We start from the raw sequence: 23386 nt of genomic DNA on the forward strand, positions 1-23386 counted from the left end.
GCCCTGCACGAAGGCGCCGCATTATAACCAGCGTTCTGTCCTTGGGGGGGACTGCGCCGCAGGTTGTAGGGCGTGGGTTCGCTGGCAGTAGAGGAAAAATCTGCTAACAATGCACACGGTGCGTATAACGGCAGCTAGGCCATAATGCGCGCCGAGATAAGAGGAGCATCCAATGAGCAGCACTGCACAAACTGCTGAAGGCGAAAAAATTCTCATCGTTGATGACGATCCGGGGCTGAGCAGCCTGCTGGAGCGTTTTTTCAACTCCAAGGGTTATCGTGCCCGCGCGGTGCCGAACACCGAGCAGATGGACCGCCTGTTGGGGCGGGAAGTGTTCAACCTGGTCGTGCTCGACCTGATGCTACCCGGCGAAGACGGCCTCACCGCCTGCAAACGCCTGCGCGGCGCGAACAACCAGATTCCGATCATCATGCTCACCGCCAAGGGCGATGAGCTGAGCCGCATCAAGGGCCTCGAACTGGGCGCTGATGATTACCTGGCCAAGCCGTTCAACCCGGACGAGCTGATGGCGCGGGTCAAGGCCGTATTGCGTCGCCAGGCGGCGCCGGTGCCGGGCGCACCGGGCAGTGAAGACGAAAGCGTCACCTTCGGCGATTACGAACTGTCATTGGCCACCCGTGAGCTCAAGCGTGGCGATGAAGTCCACATGCTCACCACCGGCGAGTTCGCCGTGCTCAAGGCGCTGGTGATGAACGCGCGCCAGCCGCTGACCCGCGACAAACTGATGAACCTGGCCCGTGGTCGGGAATGGGACGCTCTGGAGCGCTCCATCGACGTGCAGATTTCCCGTCTGCGCCGAATGATCGAGCCGGACCCGTCCAAGCCGCGTTATATCCAGACGGTGTGGGGCGTGGGGTATGTGTTTGTGCCGGATGGCACTGCAACCAAGTGACCGATGATTTGCAGGGGCGGGCATCCTGGCGTTTGGCTCCATGAGGGGCGACGGGATGTCCGGCGTCTGCAATTCTGCGAGCGCCGCTCGTTCCTGCAAGGTGTCTAGCTGTCTCCTATGAAAACCCCGCTGTGGTTCCCGCAAAGTTTCTTCTCCCGCACCCTTTGGCTGGTGCTCATCGTCGTTCTGTTTTCCAAGGCACTCACGCTGGTTTATCTGTTGATGAACGAAGACGTGCTGGTGGATCGACAATACAGCCACGGTGTCGCCCTGACCTTGCGCGCCTATTGGGCGGCCGACCCCGAGAACCGCGAGAAAATCGCCAAGGCGGCGACACTGGTGCGCGTGGCGGGTGCAGGTGTGCCGGAAGGCGAGCAGCATTGGCCCTACAGTGAGATTTACCAGCGCCAGATGCAGGCGGAACTGGGCGACGACACCGAAGTTCGGCTGCGTATGCATGTGTCACCCGCGCTGTGGGTGCGCGCGCCGAGCCTGGGGGAAGATTGGCTGAAGGTGCCGCTGTATCCGCACCCTTTGCGAGGGCAGAAGATCTGGAATGTACTGGGCTGGTTCCTGGCTATCGGCTTGCTTTCGACGGCGTCCGCGTGGATTTTCGTGCGCCAGCTCAATCAACCGCTTAAACGCCTGGTGTTCGCCGCCCGCCAGCTGGGACAGGGGCGCAGTGTGCGCCTGCCGGTCAGCGACACGCCCAGCGAGATGACCGAGGTCTACAGCGCGTTCAACCAGATGGCCGAGGACGTCGAACAGGCCGGGCGCGAGCGCGAGCTGATGCTTGCGGGCGTGTCCCATGACTTGCGCACGCCATTGACGCGTTTGCGGCTGTCCCTGGAGCTGATGGGCAACCATACCGATCTCACGGACGACATGGTGCGTGATATCGAGGACATGGACGCGATTCTCGACCAGTTCCTGGCCTTTATCCGCGATGGTCGCGACGAGGTGGTGGAAGTCGTCGACCTGACGGACCTGGTGCGCGAGGTGGTAGCGCCCTACAACCAGAATGGCGAGCAGGTGCGGATGCGCCTGGAGCCGATCCAGCCGTTTGCGTTGCGTCGGGTCTCGATGAAGCGCCTGCTGAACAACCTGATCGGCAACGCCTTGCACCACGCCGGTTCGGATGTGGAAGTGGCGGCGTATGTTTCCGGTGACAGTGCTGCGCCCTATGTGGTGCTGAGCGTGATGGATCGCGGGGCCGGTATCGACCCGGCCGAGCTGGAAGGCATCTTCAACCCCTTCACCCGTGGCGACCGTGCTCGGGGTGGCAAGGGCACCGGTTTGGGGCTGGCGATTGTGCGGCGGATTGCCTCGATGCATGGCGGCAATGTTGAGCTGCGCAACCGCGAGGGCGGTGGGCTGGAAGCGCGGGTGCGCTTGCCGTTGGGTTTGATGTTGCCCCGAGACGCGGTGTAGCTGCAGCGGCAAGCTGCACGTTTAGAGCTGCAAGAGAAAAGCAAACGGCTTCTGCCCGTCTCTTGCAGCCTGAAGCTTCAAGCTGAAGACTGCTCCTCTAGCCCTTGCCCTTGGTCCGGGTCATGTTCGGCCCGCCACTCTTTTCCAGATGTTGAATGATGATCCCCGCCACATCCTTGCCGGTGGTGGTCTCGATGCCTTCCAGGCCAGGTGATGAATTGACTTCCATCACCAGCGGGCCATGGTTGGAACGCAGGATGTCCACACCCGCCACGCTCAACCCCATGACCTTGGCCGCCCGTAGCGCGGTCATGCGCTCTTCGGGGGTGATCTTGATCAGGCTGGCGCTGCCGCCACGGTGCAGGTTGGAGCGGAATTCCCCGGGCTTGGCCTGGCGTTTCATCGCGGCAATCACCTTGTCGCCGACCACGAAGCAGCGGATATCCGCACCGCCGGCTTCCTTGATGTATTCCTGCACCATGATGTTCTGCTTGAGGCCCATGAATGCCTCGATCACCGACTCCGCCGCCGTGGCGGTTTCGCACAGCACCACGCCGATGCCCTGGGTGCCTTCCAGCACCTTGATCACCAGCGGCGCGCCGTTGACCATTTCGATCAGGTCGGGAATGTCGTCGGGGGAGTGGGCAAAGCCGGTGACCGGCAGGCCGATACCCCGGCGCGACAGCAATTGCAGCGAGCGCAGCTTGTCCCGCGAGCGCGCGATCGCGACGGATTCATTCAGCGGGGAGACGCCCATCATTTCAAACTGGCGCAACACCGCGCAGCCATAAAAGGTCACCGAGGCGCCGATACGCGGGATCACCGCATCAAAGCCTTCCAGTGGTTTGCCGCGGTAATGGATCTGCGGCTTATGGCTGGCAATGTTCATATAGGCACGCAACGTGTCGATCACCACCATTTCGTGGCCACGTTCGGTGCCGGCCTCGACCAGGCGGCGGGTGGAATACAGACGCGGGTTTCGCGACAGCACAGCAATCTTCATGCAGCACCTGGGGCAGAAATAGTGGAGACCGGGAACACCGGCTTGTCTTGAACGTACTTGACGCCGGGATTGACCACCAACTGGCCGTCAATCAGCGCCTTGGAACCGAGGAGCAGGCGGTAGCGCATGGCCTTGCGGCAGGCGAGGGTGAATTCCACCCGCCATACCCGGTCGCCCAGCGCCAGGGTGGTGCTGATCACATAGCGCACCTGCGCATGACCATTGGAGCTCTTGATGGTTTTCATCGCCACCAGCGGCGCTTCGCAGCGGCGGTGACGCAACTGCACAACGCTGCCCAGGTGTGCGGTAAAGCGCACCCATTTCTCACCGTCGCGCTCAAAGGGTTCGATATCGGTGGCGTGCAGGCTCGAAGTGCTGGCACCGGTGTCGATCTTCGCGCGCAGGCCTGCCACTCCCAAGTCGGGAAGTGCCACCCACTCACGCAGACCGACAACGGTCAAATGGTCAAATGTCTTCAATATGGGTAACCGGTCAATTCGCCCAGGCTTGAGGGGAAACCTCGGCCAGCGCGTTGAATGCGGGCTTGGCGAACCAGTAGCCCTGCATCAGAAATATTCCACAGTCGGACAGGAAGTCGCGCTCACCGGCACTTTCAATGCCTTCAGCGATGACAGTAACGCCCAACTGCTCACAGATTGTGACAATCCCCTGGACGATGACCTGGCGGACACGATCCTGGTCGACATCGCGAATCAGCGCCATGTCGAGTTTGATCAAGTCAGGTTGGAAATCGGCCAGCAGGTTCAGCCCTGAATAGCCCGCGCCGAAATCGTCGATGGCAGTTTTGAAGCCGAATTCGCGGTATTCACGCAGAATATTCGTCAAATGGCGATGGTTATCTATGTGTTCGCTTTCCAGCGTCTCGAAAATCAGCTGGTCAAGCGGAAAATTGTGCGTGCGGGCGGCCTCCAGGGTGCTGCGAATGCACAGCTCGGGTCGATACACCGCGTTGGGCATGAAATTGATGGAAAGACAGGTTTGCATCCCCAGGGCCGCGGCGCCGGCGATTGCCTGGGTACGGCAACGCTGGTCGAAACGGTAGCGGTTGCTATCGTTGACCTGGGCCAGCACCGACAACGCCCCTTCGCCCTGTGAACCCCGCACCAAGGCTTCGTGGGCAAAAACCGAATGGTCGCGAAGGTCTACGATCGGTTGGTAGGCGAATGCAAAATCAAAACCCAAGGGCTCGCTTTGCTGGCAGCCCACGCAATGCTGGTTGGGCGAGGTGAGTGAAGTCGGGAAGTCGGTCACAGGGTATCCTCGCGAAAACAGGGGGCTACCTGGCGTATCTTAGGTGAGCCTTGGGGTTTATGCGTCGAAGGGTTTCAACAGTAAAGTTGCGACATTTTTCAGAACGAGGAATTCAAGTGGCTCAGAAGCAGGCAGAGGAAGAAAAAATCCGTTTGGACAAGTGGCTGTGGGCGGCGCGTTTCTATAAGACCCGTGCCTTGGCCAAGGCCGCTATCGAGAGTGGCAAGGTGCATCATCGCGGCGAACGCTGCAAGCCGGGCAAAGAGCCGCGCGTGGGTGATGAGTTGCAGATTCGCATAGGGTTTGACGAAAAAACTGTCGTGGTCCAGGCGCTTTCCAGCGTGCGCCGTGGCGCGCCCGAAGCGCAGGCGCTGTATGCCGAGACCGAAGCCAGCGTCGCCAAGCGCGAAAACGCAGCGGCGATGCGTAAGGCCGGCGCCACAGGCATGACCACCGATGGCAAGCCGAGCAAGAAGCAGCGCCGCGACCTGTTCAAGTTTCGCGGCAGCGGTAATGACGATTGACCGCGCACATCGTCAGCGCAAAGCAGATCGATAGATGTGGGAGCGTCAGCAGGATGCGCGCATGACGCTCAATCGCCCGATCACCGGCAGCTTGGCGAGTAACCCGAACACCGGCGCGGTCAGCCGTAGCAACACCTGCGACACCTTTGCCGCAAACGGTGTGTAATAGCCCCATCCCAATGCCAGCAGTGCCAGCAACACTCCGCCGATATAATCGTCCTGCGCCCAATGTGCGCCCGCCACCAGCCGCGGCATCATGAACAACAACGCCAGGCTCCAGATCACCAACACCTGGCCCCGCCGCTGGGCGAATACCGTCATGAACATTCCCCAGATCAGCAGCACCGAAGCATGATCCCCAGGGAAACTCTGGCTCGAACGGTCTTTCAACTCCCAGGTTTTCTCCAGCCCCGGGAAATAGTCGCTCATCTGAATCGCGCCGCTGAGCACCATCGAAGGGCTGCTGTGTTGCCAACCCATCTGCGCCGCGAGTTTGGAAAACAGCATGCGGATAAACAGCAACAGCAGCAGAATCCCGAAGAAGCCAAGAAACGCCTGGCGCACCTGCGCCGCCTTGAACACCCAATCGCCGCGAATCAACAGCGTCAGCAGAATCACGCCGACCACCGCATCAAACGGCCGCAGGCTGGCCGCGGCCCACACATGCAGCCAGGTCGGATTGCTCGCCAGGGGGGCATTGAACAGGTGAAACAGCCACTCGTCGAAAAAACCGCATAGCATCTGGCCTGCGGGCCACAGCCAAAAACACAGCAGCCCGAATGCGAGTAGATTGCAAAAAGCCCATCGCCGGAGGTTCCACTTGGCTTGGAACAAACCCGGATTGTTCATAAACTGTCCCTCTTTGCTCTATATAAGCTCTCTGTTTTCCGGAGAAGGTCGCACTAAAATGGTGCGAAAGCGTTCAATCTTATAAATATTGTAATAATTTTGTCATCAATTCAGATACCCAGACCTATGACTGATTTACCGGATACCGACTTCACCCAACGCTTTATCTTCGACGAGAACGACGCCCGCGGCGAACTGGTCTCGTTGGAGCGCAGCTATGCCGAAGTCCTCGCCAAGCACCCCTATCCGGAGCCGGTCGCGCAACTGCTCGGTGAATTGATGGCGGCGGCGGCGCTGTTGGTCGGCACCATGAAATTCGACGGGTTGCTGATCCTGCAGGCGCGGTCCGAAGGTCCGGTCCCGTTGCTGATGATCGAGTGCTCCAGCGAGCGTGAGATCCGTGGCCTGGCCCGGTATGAGGCTGACCTGATCGCCCCGGACGCGACCCTGGCCGACCTGATGCCCAACGGCGTGCTGGCGCTCACCGTCGACCCGACCGACGGCCAGCGTTACCAGGGCATCGTCGACCTCGACGGCGAAAACCTGTCGGACTGCTTCACCAACTATTTCGTTATGTCCCAGCAGATCGGCACGCGCTTCTGGCTCAACGCCGACGGCAAGCGCGCCCGTGGCCTGTTGCTGCAACAGCTGCCCGCCGACCGCATCAAGGACGACGACGAACGCGCCGAAAGCTGGCGCAACCTCACCGCCCTGGCTGGCACCCTGACCGCCGAAGAATTGCTGGCCCTGGACAACGAAACCATCCTGCATCGCCTGTACCACGAAGAGACTGTGCGCCTGTTCGACGCGCAGGGTTTGCGCTTCCATTGCAGTTGCTCTCGCGAGCGTTCGGCGAACGCGCTGGTCAGTCTCGGCCTGGAAGATGCGCAAAATCTGGTGGTGGAACATGGTGGTCAGATCGAAATCGACTGCCAGTTCTGCAACCAGCGCTACCTGTTCGACGCCGCCGATATCGCCCAATTGTTCGCCGGCGCCGGTATCGGTACCCCCTCCGATACCCGCCACTAAAACGTTTAAGCACAGGTAAATCACCTGACAAATGCCGGATTAGCGCTGTTCTGACGGGAGGGCCCTACTTTTTTTGGGCTTTTCTGGCATAATCCGGCCCACTTTTTTCGCGGTAGTAGTGCGCAACTTTCTACTACAAAACGTTTGGAGCACTCGGCCACAGGCCGACGGGGAACCTCATGACGCAAGCCAATAACGCCGTATACACCGATCTGAGTGTTGACGATCTGGTCAAAGAAGCCCTGCAGCGCGGTGAAGGCGTGCTTGCCGATACTGGCGCACTGGTCGTAGAAACCGGTCACCGTACCGGCCGTTCGCCAGTCGACCGTTTCATCGTTGAAGAGCCTTCGACCCAGGACGCCATTGCCTGGGGCCCGATCAACCGCAAGTTCCCGGCCGACAAGTTCGATGCCCTGTGGGCTCGCGTCGAGGCGTTCAACAACGCGCAAGAACATTTTGTTTCCCACGTGCATGTAGGGGCCTCCGAAGACCACTACCTGGCCGTGAAGATGACCACCCAGACTGCCTGGCATAACCTGTTCGGTCGTTGCCTGTTCATCAACCCGGCCCAGTACAACCCGGCCGGCCGTGACGAGTGGCAAGTGCTCAACGTGGCCAACTTCGAGTGCGTGCCTGAGCGTGACGGCACCAACTCCGACGGTTGCGTGATTCTCAACTTCGCCCAGAAAAAAGTGCTGATCGCCGGCATGCTTTACGCTGGTGAAATGAAGAAAGCCATGTTCTCGGTGCAGAACTTCCTGCTACCGGCCGCCGACGTACTGCCGATGCACTGCGCCGCCAACATTGGCGAAGCAGGCGACGTGACCCTGTTCTTCGGCCTGTCCGGCACCGGCAAGACCACCCTGTCCGCCGACGAAAGCCGTTACCTGATCGGTGACGACGAACACGGCTGGGGCAAGGGCGTGGTGTTCAACATCGAAGGCGGTTGCTATGCCAAGTGCATCGACCTGTCGGAGAAGAACGAGCCGGTTATCTGGAAAGCCATCAAGCACGGCGCGGTGCTGGAAAACGTCGTCATCGACGAGGCCAAGCATGCTGACTACAGCGATGTCAGCCTGACCCAGAACAGCCGTGCCGCCTACCCGCTCGAGCACGTGGCCAAGCGTTCCGAGAAGAACCTCGGCGGCGAGCCAAATGCTGTGATCTTCCTGACCTGCGACCTGACCGGCGTACTGCCGCCTGTGTCGATCCTCAGCGAAGAACAAGCGGCCTACCACTTCCTGTCCGGCTACACCGCACTGGTGGGCTCGACTGAAATGGGTTCGGGCAGCGGCATCAAGTCGACTTTCTCGACTTGCTTCGGTGCGCCATTCTTCCCACGCCCGGCCGGTGAATACGCCGAGCTGCTGATCAAGCGCATCCGCGGCTTCGGCTCCAAGGTCTACCTGGTCAACACCGGCTGGACCGGCGGCGGCTACGGCGTCGGCCAACGCTTCAACATCCCGACCACCCGCGGCGTGATCGCAGCGATCCAGAGCGGCGCATTGATCGGCGTTGAAACGCAACACCTCGACACCATCAACCTGGACGTGCCATTGGCTGTACCGGGCGTTGAGACCGGCCTGTTGAACCCACGTAACACCTGGGCTGACAAGGCTGCCTACGACGAAGCGGCGAAGGCGCTGGCGGGTCTGTTCATCGAGAACTTCAAGAAGTTTGACGTGAGCGATGCGATCAAGGCAGCGGGTCCGAAGTTGTAAGATTCGGTCGTTGTGAAAAAGCCGCCCCTTGTGGGCGGCTTTTTTGTGCGCGAACGGTCAGTTGGCGCCTGCCGCTGTTTTGCCGGTTAGCTCAAGTTTTCCAGCGTCTGCGTGTCCCAGCTATGGGTTTTGATCGCCAGGTAAAGCATGCCGATGGTCAGCGGCACCTTTTCGCCACGCCCCTTGGCCCGCCGCTTGAGGAACACATCAAACACCGGTGGGTTGAAGTAACGATAAGTGTCGTAGTCGCCCAGATCGAGGGCGAATTCCTGCTCCAGTGCTTCCATGAGTTGCTTGGCTTCACTGCCGTCGCAGCCCAGGTCGAAGTTGAGTGAGGTCTGCAGGCGAATGGTCTTGTGTTTGGGCAGGCCGATTTCTTCGTGCAGCAGCTGCAGGAGTTGCTGCATGACCGGGTCTTCGGGGAAGTTGGGGGCGAGGTTCATGGTGGGAGCACGCAGGAGTGGGTGAGGGGGACGGTCGCGTTTGAGGCGAAATTTGTTTCGGGTGATGAAGAGTGCCAAGCCTATCAAGAATAGAAAAACAGGCAGGAAGGGCATTCTAAGGATTACTGCTACGTAGGGTAGTAGGAAGGTGAAAATCAGGCCGGTTGCGAGAAATGTGATTGCCAAGCGCTTTCTGAGCGTGCAGTCGGTTATTTGGTAGTGCAGCACAAGGTAGAACCCGAGGAAACACATTAATTGCAGGTAGAAATTCATCGTTTCTGAGGTCCCGTCGCTTCGAGTGTTCGGGTATCCCAGCGTTTGGCTTTGACGGCTTGATAGAGCATGTGGATGGTTAGCGGGATCTTTCCCTCGCAGCCTCTTTCCACGAGTCGTAAGCACGCATCAAAACCTCGGTGCTTGAAGTAGCGGTTGTTTTTATAGTCGCCGAGGTTTATGCCGAAATATTGTTTCAGCGCTGCCATCAGTTGTTTTGCCTCGACGCCGTTACAGCCGAGATCATGGTTGATTGAGGTATTGATGGTTATGATTTGGTGTTTGGGCAGACCTACATCTTCATGAATTAGCTGCAGAAGATGGAGCATGACAGGATCGTCAGGAAAACCGGGGGCCAGGTTCAACGTTGGGGCGACGAGTAGCGGGTGAGTTGACCTGATTCGACTGTAACGGTCGCGGTCCAAGAACAATCCTGAGCCTATTAGGATAGCGCCTATCGGGATGCTGGGAAGTTGGATTTCAGTTATCCAGTAAGGGAGCCATATTGAACAGATCAGCCCCGCAGCCAGTAGGGACAGGCCTGCGTATTTCCTGAGGTTATGGGATCTGATTTTTTTGACAAGGACAATGTCCAAAACGATAAAAACGATCCATTGAAGATATTCAATCATTGGGCTTAACCGCCTAGGAACGGGACGACAATGGCAGACATGGAGCGTTGAGGGCCTATCCCGCCTTCGACCTGGGCTTCAATTCCAATGACCATGTCGCCAGCGTGGTAGCTACGGATGATGCTTTTGATGATTAAGCCCACCGTGGTGCCAACGACGCGTGCTACAGGTTTTGAAAGCGGGTGAATGGGCGCACCGAAGGCCCCTGCCAATAATAAGGCGACGATGGTCCCGCGTTCGTTAAGCAGATCGGCTTGTTGCCGGGTCAGCGGCTTGGAAATCGCGACAGTCATCTTGCAGGGCAAATCACGAGCAAACATCTTTTCATAAAGATCCACCAGTCGATAGCGCACCTCGTTTGCTGAAGCACCGGCTTCTAACAAGCAAAGGTTTGCCAGAGCATGCTTGTGAGTGGGGAGAACGGTAAGGCGAATGACCGTGAAGGTGACGCCGTAGTGGCCGATGTGTTGAGTCCTTTCGATGTCCATGGATTTTTGCCGAGGCAGTTGAGAGATCAATAGTTTCGGCCATGCGAAGGGGGGTTATGTAGAGGATTGGGCGGGTGTTTTAAGCAGTTTGGGAAGGGGACTACGCAGTAATAGATAGTTTCTTACGGAGGATTCCCGCATTTTCAATTTCACCGAGATTTGCAGGGCAAAGCCAATCAATTGTGGGAGTCGGGCTTACCCGCGATGGCGGTGGGTCAGGTATAGAAATATAGCCTGAAGTTTCGCCGTCGCAGGCAGGCCCACTCCCACAGTTTTAGCTGTGTGGCTGGCTTGGTTGTGTTTGCTTAATAGCTGGTTTAGCCGTTCGTGGTTCGATCAGGCACTAACAGGCCTACTGATACACCCTGGATGATTTTCGCCGCTTCCGGCGGGATGCGTTCCGGGGTGCAGAACAGTGTGCTGCCTTTCTGGATGTTGACGCTGCGCAACTCGCCAGCCCAGTCGTAGATGTCATCGAACAGCGTGCGGTGGATGTGTTGCAGGCGGTCGAGGTCGTAGGGCGGTTACGCAGGACGCCGCTACCGGGGTAGCAAGGCTTGATTGTAGCGAAATAAAATCACCTCACATTTTGTATAAAAAGTCCGCAAGGGCTCTAAATTCAGCGTATGTTTCACCGCAAAATCTTGTAGGACGATCCCGTCCACTACTTAAAGGGAGTTAAGCATGGGTTTGCTTCGTGTCGCTTCGGCGATGTCATTGTGTGCAGTGGCTTTTTCGATCCAGGCCGAGCAGTTGCCGATCGAGGTGCTCAGTGCGGTGGTCAAGGACCAGAAAATCGCCGACGCCGAAGTCCTGCTGCAACGTAACGGCGCACAGAACGTAGTGGGCCGCACCAACGCCCAGGGCCAGGTGACCCTCACCAGCGAAGCGGCCGATGATGCCAGCAACCTGTTGATCATCAAGAAGCCCGGCTATTCCAACCTGGTAGTGAAGTGCCCCTGTGCCGGCATGACCTACGCCATCAGCCCGGTGATGGAAAACCTCGACGGCCTGCGTGTGGTGCTGACCTGGGGCAAGACCCCGCGCGACCTCGACTCGCATATGATTTTCCCCGGCAATAACATCTTCTTCCGTAACAAAAAGGGCACCGACGCTGAGTTGGATGTGGACGACACCGACAGCTATGGCCCGGAAACCATTACCCTGCAGAAGAAGCACTACGGCGAAAGCTACGTGTATGCCGTGCATGACTACTCCAACAGTGGTTATCCAAACTCGAACGAGTTGTCCAACAGTGAGGCCAAGGTGTTTGTGTACATGGGGCAATCCCTGGTACGCACCTACTACGTGCCGCAGAACCGCGCTGGCAACCTGTGGACCGTGTTCCGCATGACCGGTAGTGGCGACTTCCAGGACATCAACACGTTCACCGGTGTGAGAGTCGGTGCCGAAGACGTACTCAATGAGGTCAAGCCGCTGCTGGACGACAGCGTGGCCGTCACCGCAGTGGCTGTCAGCTCGTCGGTACAAGCGGATGCGAAGAAGCTGAACCTGAAGGGCGAAGCAGCCTACCAGGCAGGTAACCTGGACCAGGCCATCGACCTGTTCCGTCAGGCCATCGACCTGGACAATAGCTTCGGCAAAGCCTACGGCAACCTGGGCCTGGCGTATCAGAAGGCCGGCAACACCGCCGAGTCGATCTGGGCCAACCGCAAGGCCATCGCCCTGGCGAACGGTGCCACTGCCGCGACCGTGCGTGCCGGCGCCTACTACAATATTGCGCGGATCTACGAAGCGGCGGGGCAGTTCGCGGATGCGTTGCGTCACTACCAGTTGGCCAAGGAACAGAAGGCCAATCCGGTGTATGACACGGCGATCGAGCGTGTGCAGAACCGCTGATTTAGCTGTAGGGCCGTTCTAAGGTGTGGGAAGGGGGTTGCTCCCGATGGCGGTAATTCAGTCGGTTAATTTCTGACTGATACACCGCCATCGGGAGCAATCCCCTTCCCACATTTGGTTTGTGATGTTCCTACTTACACAGTCGAACTTGTCACATTTGGCCCAAGGCCATTGCCCCAGCCTGTGTATCATCCTGTCTCTTTTTTCCTTGCGACCTATCTCGATTCGCTGAGCGTCCCAGGCTATGTTTTTGAGCCACCTTCAGCGGTCAATGGAGTGACAGCTTATGCACGACACCCTCCAGCAGGTCTTTGGTTATCCACAATTTCGTTTGGGCCAGGAAGCCGCGGTCAGCGCCGTGCTGGCCGGTCGCTCGGCGGCAGCGATTTTTCCGACCGGGTCGGGCAAGTCCCTGTGTTACCAGCTGTCGGCGGTGTTGCTACCGCACCTGACGCTGGTGGTGTCGCCGTTGCTGGCGCTGATGCAGGACCAGTTGGGTTTCCTGCAACGCCATGGCATCTCGGCCGGCAGTATCGATTCGGCGCAAAGCCGCGATGAGGCCAATGAGGTGATGGCGCGCGCGCGCTCGGGCGAGTTGAAAATCCTGATGATTTCCGTGGAGCGCTTGAAGAACGAGCGCTTTCGCAACTTCCTGCAGAGCGTGCCCATTTCATTGCTGGTGGTGGATGAGGCGCACTGTATTTCCGAATGGGGCCACAACTTCCGTCCGGATTATTTGAAGCTGCCGGACTACCAGCGTCAGTTCAATATCCCACAAGCGCTGCTGCTGACGGCTACAGCGACGCCCAAGGTGATTGCCGACATGCAGGCCAAGTTCGCCATTGCACCTGACGACGTGATCACCACGGGCTTCTACCGGCCGAACCTCAACCTGTTGGTAGAACCGGTGAGCGGCGCGGACAAGCGTCGTCGGCTGGTCCAATGGATGAACGAGCGGCCCGGCCAGCCGAGCATCGTCTACGTTACCTTGCAGAAAACCGCCGAGCAGATCGCCGAGCACCTGAATCGCCATGGCATCCAGGCCGAGGCGTATCACGCCGGCTTGCCCCACGACAAACGCGAGGGCATCCAGCAGCGTTTCATGGGTGGGCGCTCCAATTGCATCGTCGCCACCATCGCGTTTGGCATGGGCATCGACAAGAGCGATATCCGCAACGTGGTGCATTTCGACCTGCCCAAATCCATCGAAAACTACAGCCAGGAAATCGGCCGCGCCGGGCGTGACGGGCAACCCTCGGATTGCCTGGTGCTCGCCAACCGAGACAGCCTCAATGTGCTGGAAAACTTCGTGTACGGCGACACGCCCGAGCAGGAGGGCATTCGCCGTGTGCTGGACGAGTTGCAGGCCGCGCGAGGGGACGGGCAGTGGGAGTTTCTGCTGCGCTCGCTGTCGGACCACAGCAACATCCGCGAGCTGCCCCTCAAGACGCTGCTGGTGCAGTTGGAACTCAAAGGCGTGATTGCGCCGCGCTACGCGTTTTACGCCGAATACCGGTTCAAGTACCTGATCGAGCCCGACGCCTTGTTGGCGCGGTTTTCCGGGGAGCGGCAGGCGTTTGTCGCAGCGATCGTCCAGGTGTGCAAGCGGGCCAAGACCTGGGCGACGGTGGATTTCGACACGCTTTATCAACAGCACCAGGCCGAGCGCAATCGCGTGGTGAAAGCGCTGGATTACTTCCAGGAGCAGGGCCTGATCGAGCTGGAAAGCAAGCAGATGACGGAGGTCTACAGCCTGCTGAATACCGATTTCGATCCGCAGGTGTTGAGCGCCGAGTTATACACAGGCTTCAAGCAACACGAGGTCACGGAAGTGGCGCGGATTCACGCCATGCTCGACCTGTTCGCCACCGAACACTGCCTGGGCCAGCGCCTGGCCCGCTATTTCGGTGATGAACATGCACCGCAGCGCTGCGGGCATTGTTCGGTGTGCCACGGCCATGTCGCGCATTTGCCGGCGCCGCCGAGCCTGGCGCCGCTTGTGGATAAAAACTTCATGGGGCTGTGCGGTGATTTTATCCACAGGCATCATGAGTACTGCGGCCAACTGCCCGGCGCCGAACGGCTGACGCGGTTCCTGGGCGGTATCAGCGTGCCGCTGTTCACCAAGTTGAAGGCACGCGGCATCCCTGGTTTTGCTGCGCTGGAGGACTACCCCTACGCCGAGGTACGCGAGTGGGCCGAAACCCATTTGAATAACCTGTAAACCCACTTTGACGAGACGCGCCGATGCCTGACTCCATGCCCCAACGCGCCGATTACCGGCACTTCCAGCCGATCATTACGCGCTGGCACGACAATGATGTGTATGGCCATGTGAACAACGTGACCTACTACAGCTTCTTCGACACCGCGGTGAATACTTACCTGATCGAACACGGTGGCTTGGATATTCATGACGGCGAGGTGGTGGGGTTTGTGGTGAGTTCGGCGTGTGATTACTTTGCTTCCGTCGCCTTTCCCGAACGCATCGAAATAGGCCTGCGGGTCGGCAAGTTGGGCAACAGCTCGGTGCAGTATGAGTTGGCGGTGTTCAAGGCAGGCGAGGAGGACGCCTGTGCGGCAGGGCGCTTCGTGCATGTGTTCGTGGATCGGGGGACGAACCAGCCGGTGACGATTCCGGAGCGGTTGCGCGAGGCGTTGCAGCGCTTGCTGGCCTGACTGTGGGAGGGGGCTTGCCCCCGATAGCGGTGTATCAGCCAGCACATGGGTGACTGAAACTCGGCTATCGGGAGCAAGCTCCCTCCCACAGTGTTTCTTCAGTGTTCTTTAGATCTGATCAATCACGGTAGTGATGCTTGTTCTTGCGATGGCCATAGGCATGGCCACGGCCAGGGTGACCATCCCGGTAGTAGCGACGGTCGTCACGGCCACGGTAACGACGGTCGTCGTCATCGCTCTTGTTGCCCATGTAGTTGCCCAGCGCGCCGCCCGCGCCGCCGCCAGCGGCTGCGCCGATCAGGCTGCCGGTGGTGCCGCCCATGCTGCGGCCTACCACGTTGCCGCCCGCTGCGCCCAGGGCGCCGCCAATGGCTGCTTCGCCGCGGCTGCGCTTGTCAGCGCCGACCGCACTGCCGCCCGCGCCGCCCAGGGCTGCACCGATGGCTGAACCGGTATTACCGCCGACCTGCTGGCCGACAACCGAACCGAGTACCCCGCCCAATGCGCCGCCTACACCGGCTTCGGTGGTGCCACCGGCCATGGCTGCGCCACTGACCAGGCCAAGGGACAACAAGAGAATCGAGGAGAACTTCATAGAGAGACCTCAAGAGGATGACGGCGCGATCCTGAGGCTGTGTCGACATTGTGACAATAGAAATCCGACCAGTAACACGACTTGTACACAATTCTCTAACTTACTGTTTTAGCTAGGGAACTTAAGTGATTTCGGCGGGTCTTTAGTTACTTCGGAACGGCCGCTTTTATGCAAAAGCGGCCTTTTTTGTGCCCGGGATTTACGCCGAGCGCGCCATGATCAGGCCATTGTCGCTCGCCGCTTCCAGGCGGATCGCCACAAATTTCGACGTCGGCGTATGGCTGCCATCCCCGGTGCTTTCCAAGGGCACCAGCGGGTTCACTTCCGGGTAGTAAGCCGCTGCCTGCCCCGCCGGAATATCGAACGCGAGCAAGGTGAAGCCTTTTACGCGGCGCTCACGGCCGTCTTCCCATAGCGACACGATGTCGGCCTTTTGCCCCGGCTTGAAGCCCAGGCGGATGATGTCGGCTTCGTTGACGAACAACACGTCGCGTTGACCTTTGACCCCGCGATAGCGGTCGTCCAGGCCATAAATGGTGGTGTTGTACTGATCGTGGGAGCGCATCGACTGCATGATCAGGTCCGGCACGTGCCCGGTGGCGTGGGTGCGTTCGTGGATCAGGTCCTTGGGCAGGACGTTCGGGCGGAAGTTGGCGCGGCCCGAAGGCGTGTTCCAGCGACGTGCCCCGGCGGCGTTGCCCAGGTAGAAACCGCCCGGGTTTTTGATCCGCTCGTTGAAGTCCTTGAAGCCTGGGATGGTGTCGGCGATCAGCTCGCGAATACGTCCGTAGTCGGCCACCAGCCAGTTCCAGTCCACCGGTTGGCTGCCCAGGGTGGCGGCGGCGATGCCGGCGAGAATGGCCGGCTCGGATTTCATCAGGCTCGACAGCGGTTGCAGCTGGCCGTTGGAGCCGTGGACCATGCTGAACGAGTCTTCCACCGTCACCGCCTGCGGGCCTTCGGCCTGGATGTCGATGTCGGTGCGGCCCAGGCACGGCAGGATCAGCGCGTCTTTGCCGTGCATCAGGTGGCTGCGGTTGAGCTTGGTGCTGATCTGCACGGTCAGGTCGCAATTGCGCAGGGCTTCGAAGGTGCGCGGGCTGTCCGGGGTGGCTTGGGCGAAGTTGCCGCCCAGGCCGATAAATACTTTGGCGCGGCCTTCCAGCATGGCGTGGATCGCCTCGACCACGTTGTGCCCGTTGGTGCGCGGCACCTGGAACTGGAAGCGCCGCTCCAGGGCGTCGAGGAACGCCACCGGCGGCCGTTCGTTGATGCCCATGGTGCGGTCGCCCTGCACGTTACTGTGGCCGCGCACCGGGCACAGGCCGGCGCCCGGGCGGCCGATATTGCCGCGCAGCAGCATCAGGTTGGCGATTTCCTGGATGGTCGGCACCGAGTGACGATGCTGGGTGATGCCCATCGCCCAACACATGATCACGTTCTTGCCTTTGGCGTACATGCGCGCCGCTTGCTCGATTTCCACCAGGGGCAGGCCGGACTGCGCGACGATTTCTTCCCAGGAGGTGTCATCGATCTGGCCGAGGTAATCGAGCACGTGGGTGGTGTGTTCGTTGAGGAAGTCGTGGTCGAACACCGCTGCCTTGCCTTCGGCCTGGGCCTGGCGCTCCCACAACAGCAGGAACTTGGCCATGCCGCGCAGGATGGCCATGTCGCCCCCCAGCGCTGGGCGGAAGTATGCGGTGTTGGTCGGCTTGTCGCCGTTGGTGAGCATTTCCAGCGGGTGTTGCGGGTGCTGGAAGCGTTCCAGGCCGCGCTCTTTCAGCGGGTTGATGCACACCACCTGAGCGCCGCGTTTCACCGCTTCGCGCAGCGGTTCGAGCATGCGCGGGTGGTTGGTGCCGGGGTTCTGGCCCCAGACGAAAATCGCGTCGGCGTGTTCGAAGTCGTCAAAGGTCACGGTGCCTTTGCCGACGCCGACACTTTGCGCCAGGGCCACGCCACTGGCTTCGTGGCACATGTTCGAGCAATCCGGGAAGTTGTTGGTGCCGTAGGCGCGCACGAACAACTGGTACAGGTACGCCGCTTCGTTGCTGGCGCGGCCCGAGGTGTAGAACTCGGCCATGTCCGGGCTCGGCAGGGCGTTGAGGTGCTGGCCGATCAGCTCGAACGCCGCCTCCCAACTGATGGGCTGGTAACGGTCGGTCTGTGCGTCGTAGCGCATCGGCTCGGTCAGGCGGCCCTGGTATTCCAGCCAATAGTCGCTTTGCTCCAGCAACGCGGTGATGCTGTGCTTGGCGAAGAACGCGGCATCGACGCGGCGTTTGGTGGCTTCCCAGTTGACTGCCTTGGCACCGTTTTCGCAGAACTTGACCATGCCGCTTTCCGGCGAGTCGCCCCAGGCGCAGCCCGGGCAGTCGAAGCCGCCGTTCTGGTTGGTCTTGAGCATCATGCGCAGGTTTTTCAGCGCGTTGTCGCTGGTCAGCCATGCCTGCGCCACGCTGATCAGCGCGCCCCAGCCGCCCGCCGCACCCTTGTAAGGCTTGTAGCGCGGGGTTGGGGTTTGGTCGGCTTGGTGGTGATTGCTCATGGCTGTTTCTCCATCGCAGGGCTGTAGACCCGCGGCGCACTTTTCTGCGGCAGGTGGATGAGATTGAGGTTGTGCCGGCGTGCCCATTGCAGGGCCAGGCCGGTGGGCGACGACAGGCTGACCAGGGTCTGGATGCCCGCGCGCAGGACTTTCTGGATCAACTCAAGGCTGCAACGGCTGGTGACAATGGCCAGGCCGCCTTCGCTTGGAATCCGTTGGCGGATCAGCGCGCCGATCAATTTATCGAGGGCGTTGTGTCGGCCGATGTCTTCGCGGCCCAGCAGCAGTTCGCCCTGGTTGTTCATGAACACCGCCGCATGCACCGCGCCGCTGTGCTGGCCCAGAGGCTGGAACGCGCTGATGCGCTGGCGCAGGCCGTCGAGCCACTCGGCCGGCGGCAGGGGCGCGCCGGGCAGTACCTCAAGGTCCGGCAGGGCGTGTTCCAGCGCTTCCACGCCGCACAACCCGCAACCGCTGGTACCGGCCAGTTGGCGGCGCTGCTGCTTGAGGTTCCAGAACGCGCGGCTGGAAATCTGCACCTGAGCGTACTGGGCAGAGCCCGTGCCGCTGAGTTTCAGGTCATAAATGTCGCTAACGTCGGCGATAATGCCGCTGCCGATACTGAAGCCTACAATGAAGTCTTCCAGGTCCGTCGGCGTCACCAGCATCACGGCCTGGCTGATGTCGTTATAGGCAATCGCCAACGCCACTTCTTCCGCCAACGCGGTGCTGGCGACTTCCGTGTGTTCGAGCGTGCAAAACTGGTAGCTCTGGCTGGCGGCGGGCGCGGGCGTTTGAACAGCGGGCGCCGCGCAGACTGGGCGCTTGGCGTTCATGAGGCAGTACCGACGGCGGATGGGTCAGTGTTTAGACTAGGCGCGACAAAGCGTCGCGTCTAATTGCCAGTACTGATCTACCGATAGATGACGTCGATCAAGACTCGGTTTGCGATTTCTGAAACAGCGCGAAACACGCTTCCGCCAACGCAGAGCGCGGGGCGCTGCGGCGCATGATCAGCCCCAGGCGCGCCAGGGTGTGGGCGTCTTCGATCGGTTGCAGGCGCAGATGCTCGGTCAGCGCGTCCAGGCCGCCGTCCAAGGGCATCACCGCACAGCACAGCCCGCCGTGGACCGCTTGTAACAACTGATGGACCGCGTCGGTCTGCAACAACGGTTGCGGGTGCAGGCCCCGGCTATGGAAGTTGTGATCGATGGACTGCCGGAAGTGCATGCCGCTGGTGAGCATGCCCAGCGGCAGTTCGATCAGGGCTTCCCAGCTCAGGGGCTTTTCGCCGAAGCTGAAATAGCGTTGGTCGTACAGCAGGCCCATGCGGGTTTCGCCGAGGGCCAGGGAGTCGAAGCGCTCGTTGTCCAGGCGGTCGAGGTAGGACACGCCGAGGTCCAGGCGATTGCTCGCCAATTGTTCGAGGATCTGTTCAGAGCTGAGGGCCGACAGCTCAAAGCGCAGGCTTGGGTGTTCTGTGTGCAGTTGTTGCATCAGCGCCAACGGATCGAAACTCGACAGCGGCACCACGCCCAGGCGCAACGTCCCCACCAGGTTGCCGCGACAGGCTGCGGCTTCGGCCAGCAGGCCGTCATACGCCGCCAGCACCGTGCGCGCCCAGGCCAGCACGCGCTCACCCGGGGCGGTGAAGCCTTCGAAGCGCTGGCCACGGTTGACCAGTGGCAGATCGAGTTCTTCTTCGAGGCTGCGCAGGCGCATCGACAGGGTCGGCTGGGTGATATGGCAACGCGCGGCCGCCTGGCCGAAGTGGCGCGTCTCGTCGAGGGCGATGAGGAATTTCAGTTGCTTGATGTCCATCTTCGCTCCAGGGCTTATTCCAATGGCGGGGGGATTCTAGCGTGTTTGGGTCTTTAGGCGGCTGGGAACCCAGATCTGTTGGGCTGGTCTAGTCTTTGGCATCTGGAACTCAAACCCAAGGAGAGAGCAGCATGAGTATTTTTAGCTTTGTTAAGGAAGCCGGCGAAAAGTTGATCGACCTGTTGACGCCGGGTAATGCGAACGCCAGCGAGCAGTTGAAAGAGCATGTGGCCAAGGTCGGTCTGGGTAATCCGAACGTACAGACCACGGTTGACGGCGACAAGGTGACCGTGACCGGCGAAGTTGCCAGCCAGGAAGAGAAAGAGAAGATCCTGCTGGCGCTGGGCAATATTGCCGGGGTCGCGAGTGTGGATGACCAGATCAAGGTCACCGACCCCGCACCGATTGTGGCGGCGCGTTTTGTCGTGGTGAAGAAGGGCGACACCCTCAGCGCGATTTCCCTGGCGGTGTATGGCAACGCCAATCTGTACAACAAGATCTTTGAGGCCAACAAGCCGATGCTGTCGCATCCGGACAAGATCTACCCGGGGCAGACGCTGCGCATTCCCGAGTAGTCCACGCGGTAAACCCATGTGGGGGCTTGCTCCCACATGGGTTCAGAGTCCGACAATGAGATCCCGGTAGTCCTCGACTGCCGCAAATTCCCCGGTGTCCTTTGGCCCTTTTTTGCTGTCCGGCTCTTTCACCGCCAGCAAATGCCCCACGCCGAAGTCCCTGGCGCTGCGCAGGATCGGCAAGGTGTCGTCGATAAACAGGCTGCGCGCCGGGTCGAAGTCGATATCGGCCTGCAGGGCGTCCCAGAACTGTGGGTTTTCCTTGGCGAAACCGTAGTCGTGGGAACTGATCATCCGCTCGAAATACGGCGCCAGCTCGATGCGTTCCATCTTCAATGACAGTGAATCACGGTGCGCGTTGGTGATCAGGATCACGCGCTTGCCGGCCTGTCGGATCGCCGCCAGAAACGTATCGGCATCCGCACGCAGGGCGATCAGGTGGGCGGTTTCCTGCTTGAGTTCGCGCACCGGGATTTTCAGCTCGGCACTCCAGAAATCCAGGCAATACCATTGCAACTGGCCGGCGTTACGCTCGAACAGAGGCTGCAACTCCATCTCGGCCATGGCACGGCTCACCCCGTGCAACTCAGCGTAGCGTTGGGGCAGGTGTTCCATCCAGAAGTGGTTGTCGTAATGCAGGTCGAGCAGGGTGCCGTCCATGTCCAGCAGGACGGTGTCGATGGCGTGCCAGGGCAAAGAGGGCATGGGGCGTTCTCACGTAAGTAAAGATATCCGACACAGACAATCGGAAAAGCCACGGTATAGTAACCCGATCACCCCAAGGAGCCGCTTATGCGCCAGAAACCCACCGTCCTCTCCCGCGAAATAGTCGCCAGTAGCCGTTTGTTCCGCGTGGAAGCAGTGCAATTGCGCTTTTCCAACGGCGTAGAACGGACCTACGAGCGCCTGGTGGGGCGCGGTGCCGGCTACGGCGCGGTGATGATCGTGGCGATGATCGACGCCGAGCATGCGTTGCTGGTGGAGGAATACTGCGGCGGGACCGACGAATACGAGCTTTCGCTGCCCAAGGGTTTGATCGAGCCGGGCGAGGATGTGCTGGCGGCGGCGGACCGTGAACTCAAGGAAGAAGCCGGCTATGGCGCACGCCAGTTGGAGCACCTCACCGAGCTTTCGCTGTCGCCTGGCTACATGAGCCAGAAAATCCAGGTGGTACTGGCCACCGATCTGTATGAAGAACGCCTGGAAGGCGATGAACCCGAGCCGATGCGTGTAGACCGGGTCAACCTGCGCGAGCTGGCGCAACTGGCGCAAAACGAGCAGTTCAGCGAAGGCCGTGCCCTGGCCGCGCTGTACCTGGTACGAGACCTGTTGACCCAGCGTGGAGTGTTCAGCGCATGAGCGAATTGTTTCTAGGCCACCCATTCATTGCCCCGGTGATCGAGCTGGCGCGCCAGGCCGGTGAAGTCATCATGCCGTTCTGGCGCGCCAATGTGGCCGTGACGTCCAAGTCCGATAATTCACCCGTGACGGCGGCCGACCTTGCCGCTCATCATCTGATTCTCGCCGGCCTTACCGCGCTGGACCCGAGCATCCCGGTGCTTTCTGAAGAAGACGCCGATATCGACCAGAGCGTGCGTGCCGGCTGGCAGCGCTGGTGGTTGGTGGACCCGTTGGATGGCACCAAGGAATTCATTTCCGGCAGCGATGAGTTCACTGTCAACATCGCGTTGATCGAACAGGGCCGCGTGGTGTTTGGCGTGGTGTCGATGCCCACCAGCGGCCGTTGCTACTTTGGCGGCGCGGGCCTGGGGGCGTGGCGCTCCGATGTGAACGAAGCGCCCAGGCCGATCCAGGTGCGCCTGGCCCCGGCCGCCGGCGAGGCGTTTACCGTGGTTGCCAGCCGCCGACACAGCAGCCCTGAGCAGGAGCGTTTGCTCCAGGGCTTGAGCGAAGGCTTGGGTGAGTTGAAGCTGGCGAATATCGGCAGCTCGTTGAAGTTTTGCCTGTTGGCCGAAGGCAGTGCCGATTGCTACCCGCGCCTGGCGCCGACCTCCCAGTGGGATACCGCCGCAGCCCAGGGCGTGCTCGAAGGTGCGGGCGGCGAAGTGCTGGAGTTGAGCGGCGAGCCGTTCAGCTATCCGGCGCGGGAATCGTTGCTGAACCCGTTCTTCCTGGCGCTGCCGGCCAAAGCCGCGTGGCGCGAACGCCTGCTCACCCTGGCCCGCGCTTAAGGCCTCAGCAGATCAAAATGTAGGGGGGGCTTGCTCCCACTTTGTTTTGTGGCGCGGCGGCTAGCGGTGCAGGACGTACTGGCCGCTGAAAACCACCGCCCGCTCGTCACTGCCGTCATTCACAATCCACGTTTCCAGGGTCAACCGTGCGCGGCCATGGCGCTTGTACGTCGCCACAAAGCGCTTCCACACGTTCTCCTCCGGCGCCTGGCAGATCACGGTCGCGTCTCGTGTGACCGGCAGCGGGTAACTGATCTGCCCTTCCTGGATCACGATATGCCCGTCTTCAATGCCTTCTTCACGCAACTGCAAGTGCAGCCAACCCCAACCCGCCAAGACCGCGCCGCAATACAGGCTGCCGCCGAACATGGTGCTCTTGTGGTTGATATTGGCTTGCAGGGGCAAGTGCAATTGCAATTGGCCGTGTTGCCAGTCGAGCACCTTGAGGCCCATTTCCCGGGTGAGGGGGATGTCGTGGTGGAGGATAGATTCCAGGTAACGGCTGTCGCGGCTCATGGCGGCCTCTTGGCGGATAGGG

24 protein-coding genes and 1 pseudogene are annotated in these 23386 nt (G+C 60.2%); 11 read left to right on the top strand and 14 right to left on the bottom strand.

What is annotated here, in order from left to right; all coding sequences use genetic code 11:
- Window positions 1-172 precede the first annotated feature (172 nt).
- Together ompR and PverR02_RS01280 are read left to right on the top strand one after the other, a co-directional pair.
- The gene (gene ompR, locus PverR02_RS01275; protein WP_003213175.1) at window positions 173-913 is read left to right on the top strand and encodes an osmolarity response regulator transcription factor OmpR; all 741 of its coding nucleotides are present in this window, start codon (window positions 173-175) and stop codon (window positions 911-913) included.
- Between the two features lie 117 nt (window positions 914-1030).
- Window positions 1031-2344 carry an ATP-binding protein gene (locus PverR02_RS01280; RefSeq protein WP_017848574.1) on the top strand — a complete coding sequence of 438 codons (1314 nt, stop codon included), beginning with the start codon at window positions 1031-1033 and terminating at the stop codon, window positions 2342-2344.
- A 97-nt stretch (window positions 2345-2441) separates the two neighbouring features.
- Here PverR02_RS01280 and rimK read toward each other — a convergent pair whose 3' ends face one another.
- From rimK to rimA, 3 genes are read right to left on the bottom strand one after another with little or no spacing between them, the layout of a single operon-like run.
- Complete coding sequence (rimK, locus tag PverR02_RS01285) at window positions 2442-3347, bottom strand: 30S ribosomal protein S6--L-glutamate ligase (RefSeq protein ID WP_003213178.1); 906 nt, start codon at window positions 3345-3347, stop codon at window positions 2442-2444.
- The gene (gene rimB / locus PverR02_RS01290) at window positions 3344-3826 is read right to left on the bottom strand and encodes a retropepsin-like aspartic endopeptidase RimB (protein ID WP_026140222.1); all 483 of its coding nucleotides are present in this window, start codon (window positions 3824-3826) and stop codon (window positions 3344-3346) included. Before rimB ends, rimK begins: the two co-directional genes overlap by 4 nt.
- Window positions 3827-3839: 13 nt before the next feature.
- Window positions 3840-4619, bottom strand: coding sequence for a S6 modification regulatory phosphodiesterase RimA (gene rimA, locus PverR02_RS01295; RefSeq protein WP_017848572.1), 780 nt, complete (start codon window positions 4617-4619; stop codon window positions 3840-3842).
- Between the two features lie 116 nt (window positions 4620-4735).
- Between rimA and PverR02_RS01300 the strand changes: the two genes are divergently transcribed.
- Entirely contained in the window at window positions 4736-5143 is a 408-nt protein-coding gene (locus PverR02_RS01300; protein WP_017848571.1) for an RNA-binding S4 domain-containing protein, read from the top strand.
- Between the two features lie 45 nt (window positions 5144-5188).
- On the opposite strand, the gene PverR02_RS01305 is transcribed toward PverR02_RS01300, so the two are convergent.
- Entirely contained in the window at window positions 5189-5992 is an 804-nt protein-coding gene (locus PverR02_RS01305; RefSeq protein ID WP_079442633.1) for a phosphatase PAP2 family protein, read from the bottom strand.
- A gap of 126 nt (window positions 5993-6118) precedes the next feature.
- Here PverR02_RS01305 and hslO point away from each other — a divergent pair, with 126 nt between their 5' ends.
- Both hslO and PverR02_RS01315 read left to right on the top strand, forming a co-directional pair.
- Window positions 6119-7021 carry an Hsp33 family molecular chaperone HslO gene (gene hslO / locus PverR02_RS01310; protein WP_017848569.1) on the top strand — a complete coding sequence of 301 codons (903 nt, stop codon included), beginning with the start codon at window positions 6119-6121 and terminating at the stop codon, window positions 7019-7021.
- 179 nt (window positions 7022-7200) lie between these two features.
- Window positions 7201-8742: a phosphoenolpyruvate carboxykinase gene (locus tag PverR02_RS01315; protein ID WP_017848568.1), complete on the top strand. Its 1542-nt coding sequence runs from the start codon at window positions 7201-7203 to the stop codon at window positions 8740-8742.
- A gap of 86 nt (window positions 8743-8828) precedes the next feature.
- Here PverR02_RS01315 and PverR02_RS01320 read toward each other — a convergent pair whose 3' ends face one another.
- The 4 genes and pseudogenes from PverR02_RS01320 to PverR02_RS01335 all read right to left on the bottom strand — a co-directional run.
- The gene (locus tag PverR02_RS01320) at window positions 8829-9185 is read right to left on the bottom strand and encodes a DUF1493 family protein (protein WP_017848567.1); all 357 of its coding nucleotides are present in this window, start codon (window positions 9183-9185) and stop codon (window positions 8829-8831) included.
- A gap of 269 nt (window positions 9186-9454) precedes the next feature.
- Complete coding sequence (locus PverR02_RS01325) at window positions 9455-10090, bottom strand: DUF1493 family protein (RefSeq protein ID WP_079442634.1); 636 nt, start codon at window positions 10088-10090, stop codon at window positions 9455-9457.
- A 5-nt stretch (window positions 10091-10095) separates the two neighbouring features.
- Window positions 10096-10578 carry a hypothetical protein gene (locus tag PverR02_RS01330; RefSeq protein ID WP_079442635.1) on the bottom strand — a complete coding sequence of 161 codons (483 nt, stop codon included), beginning with the start codon at window positions 10576-10578 and terminating at the stop codon, window positions 10096-10098.
- 365 nt (window positions 10579-10943) lie between these two features.
- A pseudogene (locus tag PverR02_RS01335) lies at window positions 10944-11102 on the bottom strand (Fic family protein); the annotation flags it as partial.
- Between the two features lie 160 nt (window positions 11103-11262).
- Here PverR02_RS01335 and PverR02_RS01340 point away from each other — a divergent pair.
- The 3 genes from PverR02_RS01340 (at window position 11263) to PverR02_RS01350 (ending at window position 15117) form a co-directional block, all read left to right on the top strand.
- Complete coding sequence (locus tag PverR02_RS01340) at window positions 11263-12438, top strand: tetratricopeptide repeat protein (protein ID WP_017848566.1); 1176 nt, start codon at window positions 11263-11265, stop codon at window positions 12436-12438.
- A gap of 286 nt (window positions 12439-12724) precedes the next feature.
- Entirely contained in the window at window positions 12725-14662 is a 1938-nt protein-coding gene (locus tag PverR02_RS01345; protein WP_079442636.1) for a RecQ family ATP-dependent DNA helicase, read from the top strand.
- Window positions 14663-14685: 23 nt separating this feature from the next.
- Window positions 14686-15117, top strand: coding sequence for an acyl-CoA thioesterase (locus PverR02_RS01350; RefSeq protein WP_046385048.1), 432 nt, complete (start codon window positions 14686-14688; stop codon window positions 15115-15117).
- A 118-nt stretch (window positions 15118-15235) separates the two neighbouring features.
- On the opposite strand, the gene PverR02_RS01355 is transcribed toward PverR02_RS01350, so the two are convergent.
- The 4 genes from PverR02_RS01355 to PverR02_RS01370 all read right to left on the bottom strand — a co-directional run bounded on the left by PverR02_RS01355 (window position 15236) and on the right by PverR02_RS01370 (window position 20081).
- A complete protein-coding gene (locus tag PverR02_RS01355) occupies window positions 15236-15712 on the bottom strand; it encodes a glycine zipper domain-containing protein (protein ID WP_017848563.1) in 477 nt (158 codons plus the stop codon).
- Between the two features lie 199 nt (window positions 15713-15911).
- Window positions 15912-18260 (bottom strand): FdhF/YdeP family oxidoreductase, encoded by a 2349-nt coding sequence (locus PverR02_RS01360; RefSeq protein ID WP_079442637.1) that lies wholly within the window; start codon window positions 18258-18260, stop codon window positions 15912-15914.
- Window positions 18257-19096 (bottom strand): formate dehydrogenase accessory sulfurtransferase FdhD, encoded by an 840-nt coding sequence (fdhD, locus tag PverR02_RS01365; protein WP_046385046.1) that lies wholly within the window; start codon window positions 19094-19096, stop codon window positions 18257-18259. The genes PverR02_RS01360 and fdhD overlap by 4 nt, the downstream gene beginning before the upstream one ends.
- A 97-nt stretch (window positions 19097-19193) precedes the next feature.
- Window positions 19194-20081: a LysR family transcriptional regulator gene (locus PverR02_RS01370; protein ID WP_017848560.1), complete on the bottom strand. Its 888-nt coding sequence runs from the start codon at window positions 20079-20081 to the stop codon at window positions 19194-19196.
- Window positions 20082-20212: 131 nt separating this feature from the next.
- Between PverR02_RS01370 and lysM the strand changes: the two genes are divergently transcribed.
- The gene (gene lysM, locus PverR02_RS01375; RefSeq protein ID WP_046385045.1) at window positions 20213-20656 is read left to right on the top strand and encodes a peptidoglycan-binding protein LysM; all 444 of its coding nucleotides are present in this window, start codon (window positions 20213-20215) and stop codon (window positions 20654-20656) included.
- A 42-nt stretch (window positions 20657-20698) separates the two neighbouring features.
- Here the strand turns inward: lysM and yrfG are convergent, their stop codons facing one another.
- Window positions 20699-21361: a GMP/IMP nucleotidase gene (gene yrfG / locus PverR02_RS01380; protein WP_017848558.1), complete on the bottom strand. Its 663-nt coding sequence runs from the start codon at window positions 21359-21361 to the stop codon at window positions 20699-20701.
- Window positions 21362-21448: 87 nt separating this feature from the next.
- On the opposite strand from yrfG, the gene nudE reads away from it, so the two are divergent.
- Together nudE and cysQ are read left to right on the top strand one after the other, a co-directional pair.
- Window positions 21449-22015 carry an ADP compounds hydrolase NudE gene (gene nudE, locus PverR02_RS01385; RefSeq protein WP_017848557.1) on the top strand — a complete coding sequence of 189 codons (567 nt, stop codon included), beginning with the start codon at window positions 21449-21451 and terminating at the stop codon, window positions 22013-22015.
- Window positions 22012-22848, top strand: coding sequence for a 3'(2'),5'-bisphosphate nucleotidase CysQ (gene cysQ, locus PverR02_RS01390; RefSeq protein WP_017848556.1), 837 nt, complete (start codon window positions 22012-22014; stop codon window positions 22846-22848). Before nudE ends, cysQ begins: the two co-directional genes overlap by 4 nt.
- A gap of 60 nt (window positions 22849-22908) precedes the next feature.
- Here cysQ and PverR02_RS01395 read toward each other — a convergent pair whose 3' ends face one another.
- Complete coding sequence (locus PverR02_RS01395; protein WP_079442638.1) at window positions 22909-23364, bottom strand: thioesterase domain-containing protein; 456 nt, start codon at window positions 23362-23364, stop codon at window positions 22909-22911.
- Window positions 23365-23386: the final 22 nt, after the last annotated feature.

The sequence above is a fragment of the Pseudomonas veronii genome, assembly GCF_002028325.1.
Lineage (GTDB): Bacteria > Pseudomonadota > Gammaproteobacteria > Pseudomonadales > Pseudomonadaceae > Aquipseudomonas > Aquipseudomonas veronii.